This is a genomic window from Pseudomonas sp. Colony2 (assembly GCF_019382755.1).
In the GTDB taxonomy this organism is placed as follows: Bacteria; Pseudomonadota; Gammaproteobacteria; order Pseudomonadales; family Pseudomonadaceae; genus Aquipseudomonas.
In genome coordinates this window covers 4,353,676-4,362,629 of record NZ_CP080030.1, presented here as the reverse complement: position 1 = coordinate 4,362,629, position 8,954 = coordinate 4,353,676, and the positions used below count along the sequence as shown (strand labels likewise).

The 8,954-nt window shown below is 62.3% G+C and carries 10 protein-coding genes; 7 read left to right on the top strand and 3 right to left on the bottom strand.

The window, feature by feature from the left end; translation table 11 throughout:
• Position 1 precedes the first annotated feature (1 nt).
• A complete protein-coding gene (locus JV201_RS17270; RefSeq protein WP_087694212.1) occupies positions 2-433 on the bottom strand; it encodes a hypothetical protein in 432 nt (143 codons plus the stop codon).
• A gap of 148 nt (positions 434-581) precedes the next feature.
• Between JV201_RS17270 and JV201_RS17265 the strand changes: the two genes are divergently transcribed.
• Positions 582-974, top strand: coding sequence for a RidA family protein (locus JV201_RS17265; RefSeq protein ID WP_003207956.1), 393 nt, complete (start codon positions 582-584; stop codon positions 972-974).
• Here JV201_RS17265 and JV201_RS17260 read toward each other — a convergent pair whose 3' ends face one another.
• Positions 975-1,871: a LysR family transcriptional regulator gene (locus tag JV201_RS17260; RefSeq protein WP_219405779.1), complete on the bottom strand. Its 897-nt coding sequence runs from the start codon at positions 1,869-1,871 to the stop codon at positions 975-977. It abuts the gene before it with no gap.
• Positions 1,872-2,028: 157 nt separating this feature from the next.
• Between JV201_RS17260 and JV201_RS17255 the strand changes: the two genes are divergently transcribed.
• Complete coding sequence (locus JV201_RS17255; protein WP_003207959.1) at positions 2,029-3,030, top strand: ABC transporter substrate-binding protein; 1,002 nt, start codon at positions 2,029-2,031, stop codon at positions 3,028-3,030.
• A gap of 137 nt (positions 3,031-3,167) precedes the next feature.
• Here the strand turns inward: JV201_RS17255 and JV201_RS17250 are convergent, their stop codons facing one another.
• On the bottom strand, positions 3,168-4,067 hold the full coding sequence (locus JV201_RS17250; protein ID WP_134326868.1) for a LysR substrate-binding domain-containing protein: 900 nt from the start codon (positions 4,065-4,067) through the stop codon (positions 3,168-3,170).
• Positions 4,068-4,239: 172 nt separating this feature from the next.
• Between JV201_RS17250 and JV201_RS17245 the strand changes: the two genes are divergently transcribed.
• The 5 genes from JV201_RS17245 (at position 4,240) to JV201_RS17225 (ending at position 8,954) form a co-directional block, all read left to right on the top strand.
• Entirely contained in the window at positions 4,240-5,187 is a 948-nt protein-coding gene (locus JV201_RS17245; RefSeq protein ID WP_008436930.1) for a branched-chain amino acid ABC transporter permease, read from the top strand.
• Positions 5,184-6,269, top strand: a complete 1,086-nt coding sequence (locus tag JV201_RS17240; RefSeq protein WP_087694203.1) for an ABC transporter ATP-binding protein — start codon at positions 5,184-5,186, stop codon at positions 6,267-6,269. The genes JV201_RS17245 and JV201_RS17240 overlap by 4 nt, the downstream gene beginning before the upstream one ends.
• Positions 6,266-7,039, top strand: a complete 774-nt coding sequence (locus JV201_RS17235; RefSeq protein WP_219405778.1) for an ABC transporter ATP-binding protein — start codon at positions 6,266-6,268, stop codon at positions 7,037-7,039. Before JV201_RS17240 ends, JV201_RS17235 begins: the two co-directional genes overlap by 4 nt.
• Entirely contained in the window at positions 7,032-7,748 is a 717-nt protein-coding gene (locus tag JV201_RS17230; RefSeq protein ID WP_008436935.1) for an ABC transporter ATP-binding protein, read from the top strand. The genes JV201_RS17235 and JV201_RS17230 overlap by 8 nt, the downstream gene beginning before the upstream one ends.
• A 66-nt stretch (positions 7,749-7,814) precedes the next feature.
• Entirely contained in the window at positions 7,815-8,954 is a 1,140-nt protein-coding gene (locus JV201_RS17225; RefSeq protein ID WP_177008268.1) for a branched-chain amino acid ABC transporter substrate-binding protein, read from the top strand.

Genomic DNA, 8,954 nt, shown 5'->3' with positions numbered 1-8,954 from the left:
ATCAGCCCGCGGCCTGCGGCTGCATCCGCAACTCACCTTCCACATCCTTGACCAACCCACTGGCCAGGAACAGCGGCGCCACGCGCTTGTGCAGCTGCGGCTCGACAAATTCCTTCACCGTGTCCAGCGCCAGCGCGCCGCTCAACGGCAGCTCGGCCTTGGTGTAAGACAACCAGGCTTTCTTCAGTATCAACAGCACGTCGCTGCCGGCGGTGGAGGCGAAGCGACGGTGGTTTTTTTTGCCGTCGAAATCGAAGGTGTGCTGAAACTCGTAGCCGGCCTCGCTGCCCTCGCTGGCGACGCAGCGGATGCAGGTGCAGGGGCCATCGCCGAAAGCGCTGCGCAGGTAGTTGTTGAAGTCCACCACGGGCTTGAGTGACAGGCGCTTATCCACCTCGAACAGGTCCCCGGTCATTTTTTCGTCAGTGTTCAAGGTCCATTTCCTCGCAGCGGTTTTTTCAAGGGCGGCACGATACCAGCCGAAGGGCGTGGGCGGGTAGTTTTTGGTCGCCTCAGTGGGGACGTCCATTCGCCAATGCCCTTGTTACAGTTTCCTTAAATCATCGCCCAAGGAAACCGACATGAGCAGCAAACCCACGATCTACAACCACGGCGTTTCATGGGAAGAGGGCAACAGCGTCAGCCAGGGCTACCGCGTCAATGGCACGATCTATATTGCCGGGCAGTTTTCTCACACCCTGGAAGGTGAGTTCGTTGACGGTGATGCCGCCGCCCAGACCCGCCAGACACTGGAGAACCTCGACCATGTGCTGGCCGGCTTCGGCGTTGGCCGCTCGAACATTGCCGCGGTGGATTTCTTCCTGGTGCATGCCAAGCGCGATTTTGAAGCGGTGGTCAATGTGTGGAAAGAATACATCGGTGAGCATCGCCCGGCCGCGACTCTGGTCGGCGTGAATTACCTGGCGTCCGATGCACAGATCGTCGAGATCAAGGTGATTGCCCACGCCGACTGATCAGTCCGCCAGCTCATCCACCATCAGGTCGATAAAGCGCCGTACCCTAGGCTCCAGGAAGCGTTTGCTCGGGTACATCGCCAGGATCTCCACGTCCCCGGCGTCCAGGTCGGGCAGCACCTGTGCCAGGCGTCCGGCGGCCAGGTCCTCGGCCACTACGAAGTCCGGCAGCAAGGCGATGCCCAGCCCGGACACGGCAGCGTCGCGCAGTGCTTCGCCGCTGTCCAGGCGCAGGCGGCTGCGCCCGTACGCCTTGACCCAGGTGCCATCCGATTCGCGAAAGCGCCAGCTTTGCTTGCGCGTGCGGCTGCTGAAATACAGGCAGTCGTGGTGGGCGAGGGCGTCCATGTCCCGGGGCATGCCGTGCTCGGCGAGATAGTCCGGTGCGGCGCACAGCAGCGCCTGATAACGAGCGACCACCCGGGAAACCAGTTGGCGGTCGGTGTTGGCGCTGCCGATGCGGATGGCCAKGTCGAAGCCGTCCTCGACGATATCGGCGGTGCGGTCGCTGAAACTGACTTCCACCTGCACCTCGGGCCAGGCGTGCAGGTATTTCTTCAACAGCGGCAGCAACACCTTGCGCCCGAACGCATCGGGCAGCGTAAGCCGCAATAAACCGCGCGGTACCCCGGTGGGCTGGCCGATGCGGCTTTGGGCGTTGTCCACTGCGGCGAGGATCTCCAGCCCCTGGTCATACAGCGCGCGGCCTTCGTCGGTGAGGCTCAAGGTGCGGGTGGTGCGGTTCAACAGGCGCACACCAAGGCTGTCCTCCAGGCGCGCCACGGCTTTGCCGGCCGCCGAGCGCGTCAGGCCCATCGCCTGGCCACCGGCGACGAAGCTGGCGCCATCGACCACCGCCATGAAGATCAGCATCTCGTTGAGGTTGGTGCGCAGCATGCAGAGTGGCTCCGGGGATGACATCAGGCACAGGCGCGCAATATAGCAGCGCCGGCGGGCAGTGTTTTTCGTATATCCATAGATCGCGATATTCTTTTTCGCACTGTACGTGGGCCGCTACGCTCGCAACCCTTCTCAACCTCGCGGCAGCGTTCTCATGATAATAAAACGACCCACCCTGACGCTCCTGGCAGCAGCCAGTGCGCTCCTCAGCCTTGGTGCACACGCCGAAGGCAAGATCAGCATCGCCCAGCAATTCGGCATCGGCTACTTGATCCTCGATGTGGTTCGTGACCAGAACCTGATCGAGAAACACGGCAAGGAACAGGGCCTGGACATCAAGGTGGAGTGGAACAGTATCTCCGGCGCCACCGCGATGAACGAGTCGCTGCTGGCCGGCGCGCTGGACGTGGTGTCGGCGGGTGTGCCGCCCATGCTCACGCTGTGGGACCGCACCAAGGGCAAGCAGAACGTCAAGGCCATCGCCTCGCTGGGCTCGATGCCCAACTACCTGCTGACCAATAACCCGGATGTGAAGACCCTCAAGGACTTCAGCGAAAAAGACCGCATCGCCGTACCGGCCGCCGGTGTGGGTTTCCAGTCGCGCACCTTGCAGATTGAAACCGCCAAGCAGTTCGGGAACGACAACTACAAGAAATTCGACGATATCTCCATCAGCCTGGCGCATCCGGACGCCACTGCGGCGCTGATTGCTGGCGGTTCGGAGATCAACGCGCACTTTTCCAGCCCGCCGTTCCAGTACCAGGAGTTGTTGAATCCCAAGGTGCACAAGGTGCTGAGTTCCTACGACATTCTCGGCGGCCCGGCGACGTTCAACGTGCTGTACACCACCGAGAAATTCCACGACGAGAACCCCAAGACCTACAAGGCGTTCTATGACGCGTTGGCCGAGGCCGAGAAAATCATCAAGGCCGACAAGCCGGCAGCGGCCCAGGCTTACATTCGTGTAGAGCAGTCGAAGCTACCGCTGGCGCTGGTGGAGAAGATTGTCCAGGACCCGGAAATCGACTTCACCATCGTGCCGCAGCGTACCTATATCTATGCCGAGAAATTGCAGGAGTTGGGCGTGTTGAAGAACAAGGCGGGGAGCTGGAAGGATTACTTCTTTGAAGAGGCGCATGGCGGGAACGGCAGCTGACTCCATTCTGAATTGAAACGCACACAAAAATGTGGGAGCGGGCTTGCTCGCGAATGCGGTGGGTCAGTCGATACATGTGCTGGCTGAACCACCGCATTCGCGAGCAAGCCCGCTCCCACATTGGATCTGCGGTGTTTTCAATTCCCCGCAAGGTTGTTCTTGATCCAGTCGTACAAGTGATTCCCCTCGCTCGACAACTCGCTGTTGGCCCGCCGGCACAGGTAGTACTGGCGGCCATCATCGACCTGTAGATCAAACAGCTTCACCAACTCCCCATTTGCCACATGCGGCGCAACCAGTGGCGCGCGCAGCAGTGAGCAGCCCAATCCGGTCAGCGTGGCCGTCAGCGCCAACTGACCATCCTCCAGCAGCAAACCATTCAACGCGGTCCCGTGATGCACGTCGGCGGCCTGGAACCATTGGCTCCAGGTGCCGCGCTCTTCGTCGTGCAACAGCGGTAATTCACTCAGCGCCTCAGGTGTGTCGATCGGCCCGTGTTGCTCCAGGAATGCGCGGCTGCAATACGGCGTCACCGCCCCGGAAATCAGCGGCTCGCTGTGGTACCCCGGCCAGTGCCCGGTGCCGAAGCGGATCGATAAATCGGCAGCGTCGCTGGGGTAGCTGCGGTGGTTGGCGTAGGTGACGTTGATGTCCAGCGCCGGGTGGTCCTTGAGGAACTGTGCCAGGCGCGGGATGAACAGGTTGATGCCGAACAGCGGGATCAGGCTGATGGTGACCTGGCGTGTGGCGCTTTTTTCCCGCACGTGTTCGGTGGCGCTGCGCAGTACGGCGAAGGCCGAGCGAATTGCGCGGTAGTACTCGCGGCCTTCTTCGGTGAGCACCAGGTTGCGGCCCTGGCGCAAGGTCAGCGCTTGCTGCAGAAAGCTTTCCAGCAGGTGCAGTTGATGGCTGACGGCGGAGGGCGACACGTCCAGCTCGCGGGCAGCGGAATTCACTCCGCCATGGCGGGCAAACGCTTCGAAGGTGCGCACGGCACGCAACGGCGGGTCATTGGCTAACTGTTCTAAATTATTCATGTATTGAATTAAATACTAAGTGAGATGGCAAATAAAGAGCCATAAATGCCGTATTTATGGCGTTTATAGCGCTTTTTGCGTTTGGCATAACCATATGAATTTCTGATATTTGATAAAAACAGAATAGATGCTTAGTGTGCCGCCCTCGTCAGTAGTGAGGTCGATGGTTTCCATGGATGCGTTTATCCAGCAACTGCTCAATGGTTTGATGACGGGCAGTCTCTACGCGCTAGTGGCCTTGGGTTACACCATGGTCTACGGCATTTTGCGGATCATCAATTTTGCCCACGGCGATGTGTTGATGATTGGCGCTTTGGTGGGCCTCTCGGTGATTCGCCTGTTGCAGGTGACATGGCCGGCGATGCCGCCGGTGCTGGTGCTGCTGGCAGCCACTGTGATTGCCATGGCGTTCTGCGCGGTACTCGCGGTGCTGATTGAGCGGGTCGCTTACCGGCGCCTGCGCAATGCGCCGCGCCTGGCGCCATTGATCAGCGGCATCGGGGTGTCGTTGTTGCTGCAAACCGTCGCCATGCTGGTGTGGACGCGTAACCCGCAGATGTTCCCGCAACTGCTGCCGCTGGAACCGATTGAAGTGCTCGCGGGCGCTTCGGCGCATCCGGCGATCACCAACGCTACCGCCCTGACCACCATTGCCGTCGCACTGTCGGTAATGGTCGCGCTGCTGGTGCTGGTGGAACGCACACGCTTTGGTCGGGCCATGCGCGCCGTGGCCGAGAACCCGCAGGTGGCGAGCCTGATGGGCATCAACCCGAATCGCATCATCGTGCTGACCTTTGCCATTGGCGGCGCCCTGGCGGCATTGGCCGGGATCATGATGGCGAGCAACTACGGCAGCGCGCATTTCTACATGGGTTTCCTGCCGGGCATCAAGGCGTTCACCGCAGCCGTATTGGGCGGCATCGGCAACCTCAAGGGCGCGATGCTTGGCGGCCTGCTGCTGGGGTTGATCGAGGCCCTGGGTACCGGCTACCTGGGCGCTGCCACCCAGGGTGTGTTCGGCAGCAATTACCAGGATGTGTTTGCCTTTATCGTGTTGATCGCGGTGCTGGTGTTTCGTCCTTCGGGGCTGTTGGGCGAACGACTGGCGACCCGCGCATGAGTGTCCTGAATACCTCCCGCCAGCGCGCCAGCTTCGGCCTTGTATTGTTCGCCGTGGCGCTGGTGCTGGCGCCGTGGATTGTCGGGCATGCCGGTGGCAATACCTGGGTGCGCACCCTCGATTTCGCGTTGCTGTACATCATGCTGGCCCTGGGCCTGAACATCGTCGTGGGTTACGCCGGGCTGCTGGACATGGGTTTTATCGCGTTCTACGCAGTGGGCGCGTACCTCGCCGCGTTGCTGTCCTCGCCGCATCTGTTGCAGCAATTCCCGGCGCTGATGGCGCTGCTGCCGGCGGGCATGCACACCTCGATCTGGTTGATCCTGCCCTTGGCCGCGTTGCTGGCGGCGGGCTTTGGCGTGTTGTTGGGCGCACCGACCTTGCGCCTGCGCGGTGATTACCTGGCCATCGTGACCCTGGGCTTTGGTGAAATCATCCGCATATTGCTGCGCAACCTGGATCGCCCGGTGAACATCACCAACGGGCCCAAAGGTATTTCCCAGGTCGACCCGGTCAACCTGCTGGGGATCAACCTCGGGCGCACCCAGGAGCTGTTCGGCCTGCGCCTGCCTTCGGTCTATCTGTACTACTACCTGTTCGCCGCGCTGGTGGTGCTGATCCTGTTTGCCTGCATTCGCCTGGAGCGTTCGCGCATCGGGCGGGCCTGGGTGGCGATTCGTGAAGATGAGGAAGCGGCCCAGGCCATGGGCGTCAACACCCTGCGCTTGAAGCTGTTGGCGTTCGCCATCGGTGCCGGGTTTGGCGGCGTGAGCGGGGCGTTGTTCGCCTCGTTCCAGGGCTTTGTCTCGCCGGAGTCCTTCACTCTCAATGAGTCCATCGCGGTGCTGGCGATGGTGGTGCTCGGCGGCATGGGCCATATCCCGGGGGTGATTCTCGGCTGCGTATTGCTGGCGGCGTTGCCCGAAGCCTTGCGCGCGAGCATGGGCCCGTTGCAGCAGGCGCTGTTCGGCCAGGTGCTGGTGGACCCGGAAATCATTCGTCAGTTGTTCTACGGGCTCGCGCTGATCCTGGCGATGCTCTATCGACCGGCAGGCCTGTGGCCAAAAGGAGTGGCGCGATGAATCAGCCGCTGTTGCAGATTGACCAGGTGAACAAGCGCTTCGGCGGCGTGGCGGCGCTCACCGACGTGAGCCTGAGCATCCAGCCTGGGGAGATCTATGGCTTGATCGGCCCCAATGGCGCCGGTAAAACCACCTTCTTCAACGTGATGACCGGCCTGTATACCCCGGATTCCGGGCGCTTCCAGCTCGACGGCGAGGACTACAAGCCGGCCAGCGTGCACCAGGTGGCCCAGGCCGGCATCGCCCGGACCTTCCAGAATATCCGCCTGTTCAACACCATGAGCGCGTTGGAAAACGTCATGGTCGGCCGCCATGTGCGCACCCGCAATGGCGTGTGGGCCGCCTTGAGTCGCCATCGTCGAGCCCGGGAAGAAGAAGCGCAAACCCGCGCCCATGCCCATCGCCTGTTGGTGTATGTCGGGCTGGCGGGGTTCGCCAATTACCGCGCCGACAGCCTGTCCTACGGCCATCAACGCCGACTGGAAATCGCCCGGGCCCTGGCCACTGAACCACGTTTGCTGGCCCTCGACGAGCCGGCCGCCGGGATGAACGCTGCCGAGAAAGTACAACTGCGCGGCCTACTCGAAAAGATCCGCGACGACGGCCACACGCTGCTGCTGATCGAGCACGACGTGAAGCTGGTGATGGGGGTGTGCGACCGCATCAGCGTGCTCGATTACGGCCAAGTGATCGCCGTGGGCGCGCCTGCCGAGGTGCGCCGCGACCCGGCGGTGATCCAGGCCTATCTGGGAGCCAGCGCCCATGTCTGAACCTTTATTGAAAGTCGACGGCTTGCAGGTGCGCTACGGCGCCATCGAAGCGGTCAAGTCCCTGGATTTACACATCGGCGAAGGCGAGCGAGTGACGTTGATCGGCGCCAACGGTGCCGGCAAGACCTCCAGCCTCAAGGCCCTGACCGGATTGCTGCCGGCAGCGGCGGGGCAGATTCACTTCGCCGGGCGTTCGATCCTCGGCCAGGCGCCGGACCAATTGCTGCGCCAGGGCATTGCGATGGTACCGGAAGGGCGCGGGATCTTTGCGCGCATGAGCGTCCTGGAAAACCTCCAGGCCGGGGCCTTCCTGCGTCGTGACACCGAGCAGGTGAACCGCGAGATCCGCCAGTTGTTCGAGCACTTCCCGCGTCTGGAGGAGCGCCTGCAGCAGTCCGCCGGCCTGCTCTCCGGTGGCGAGCAACAGATGCTCGCGCTGGCCCGGGCGCTGCTCTCCAAGCCGCGCTTGCTGGTGCTGGACGAACCGTCCATGGGCCTGGCGCCGATTATGGTGGAGAAGATCTTCCAGGTGATCGACGACGTGTGCCGCCAGGGCATGACCCTGCTGCTGGTAGAGCAGAACGCCCGGCTCGCGCTGCAGGTCACCGACCGTGCCTATGTGATGGACACCGGGCGCATCAGCCTCACTGGCCCGTCCCATGAATTGCTCGACCACCCCGAGGTGCGCAGTGCCTACCTCGGTGAATGAATCAACCCTGACGCTACCGGACGCCCGGCGTGTTCCGACCAGCCCGTAAAGAAACAGGAACCACTGATGAAGACTTTCAAGCACACCCTAGTGATCGGCCTGGCCTTGAGCAGCCTGGCGAGTGCCATGGCCCAGGCCGACCAGACCGTATTGATCGGCCTGGCCGGGCCGTTGACCGGCCCGTCGGCGCGGATCGGCAAGGACCTGGAAAACGGCGCGCAACTGGCCATCGACGCGGCCAACGCCAAGCACCCGAAAATCAACGGTGAGGCGGTGACCTTCAAGCTGCTGTCCGAGGACGACCAGTCCGACCCGCGCACCGCCGTCACCGTGGCCCAGCGCCTGGTGGACGAAGGCGTGGTGGGCGTGGTCGGCCACTGGAACACCGGCACCAGCATTCCGGCGGCGCGGGTTTATCACGATGCAGGTATCGCGCAAGTCGCCCCGGTTGCTACCGGGCACGCGTATACCCAGCAGGGCTTCGACACCAGCTTCCGGATCATGGGCCATGACGACGATGGCGGCCAGGTGGCCGGCGACTATGCTTTGAACACCCTCAAGGCCCGGCGCATTGCGGTGATCGACGACCGCACCGCATTCGGCCAGGGCCTGGCGGACCAGTTCGTCAAATCCATCGAGGCCGGTGGCGCCAAGGTGGTATCCCGTGAATACGTCGACGACAAGACCATCGATTTCAGCGCAGTGCTGACCAATATCCGAAGCCAGAACCCGGACCTGATTTTCTTTGGTGGCGTCGATTCCCAGGCCGCGCCTTTGGCCAGGCGTATCAAGCAACTGGGCATCAAGGCACCGCTGATGGGGGCCGGTGGGTTTGTCAGCCAGACCTTCCTGCAACTGGCGCAGAACGAAGGCGAGGGCGTGATTGCCCTGGAGCCGGGCCTGGCGGTGGCGCAGATGCCGGGTGGCAAGGCGTTCGAGCAGGCTTACAAGGATCGCTACAAGGCGCCGATCGAACTGCACGCGCCGTTTGCCTATGACGGTGTCGGGGTGTTGGTGGCGGCGATCGAGAAGGCCGACTCGGTGGACCCGCAAAAGTACCTGCCGGTGCTGCGCGCCATCAGCTACCAGGGCGTGACCGGGACCATTGCGTTTGATGCCGAGGGCAACCTGAAGAAGCCGTCGTTCACCGTGTATCAGGTCAAGGGCAATCAGTGGCAGCCAGTGAGTGTGGCGGGCGGCAAGTAA

Coding starts and splice junctions, on each gene's coding strand:
- JV201_RS17230 (WP_008436935.1), top strand. CDS start 7,032: ATGTCTGAACCTTTATTGAAAGTCGACGGCTTGCAGGTGCGCTACGGC.
- JV201_RS17245 (WP_008436930.1), top strand. CDS start 4,240: ATGGATGCGTTTATCCAGCAACTGCTCAATGGTTTGATGACGGGCAGT.
- JV201_RS17240 (WP_087694203.1), top strand. CDS start 5,184: ATGAGTGTCCTGAATACCTCCCGCCAGCGCGCCAGCTTCGGCCTTGTA.
- JV201_RS17235 (WP_219405778.1), top strand. CDS start 6,266: ATGAATCAGCCGCTGTTGCAGATTGACCAGGTGAACAAGCGCTTCGGC.
- JV201_RS17255 (WP_003207959.1), top strand. CDS start 2,029: ATGATAATAAAACGACCCACCCTGACGCTCCTGGCAGCAGCCAGTGCG.
- JV201_RS17265 (WP_003207956.1), top strand. CDS start 582: ATGAGCAGCAAACCCACGATCTACAACCACGGCGTTTCATGGGAAGAG.
- JV201_RS17250 (WP_134326868.1), bottom strand. CDS start 4,067: ATGAATAATTTAGAACAGTTAGCCAATGACCCGCCGTTGCGTGCCGTG.
- JV201_RS17225 (WP_177008268.1), top strand. CDS start 7,815: ATGAAGACTTTCAAGCACACCCTAGTGATCGGCCTGGCCTTGAGCAGC.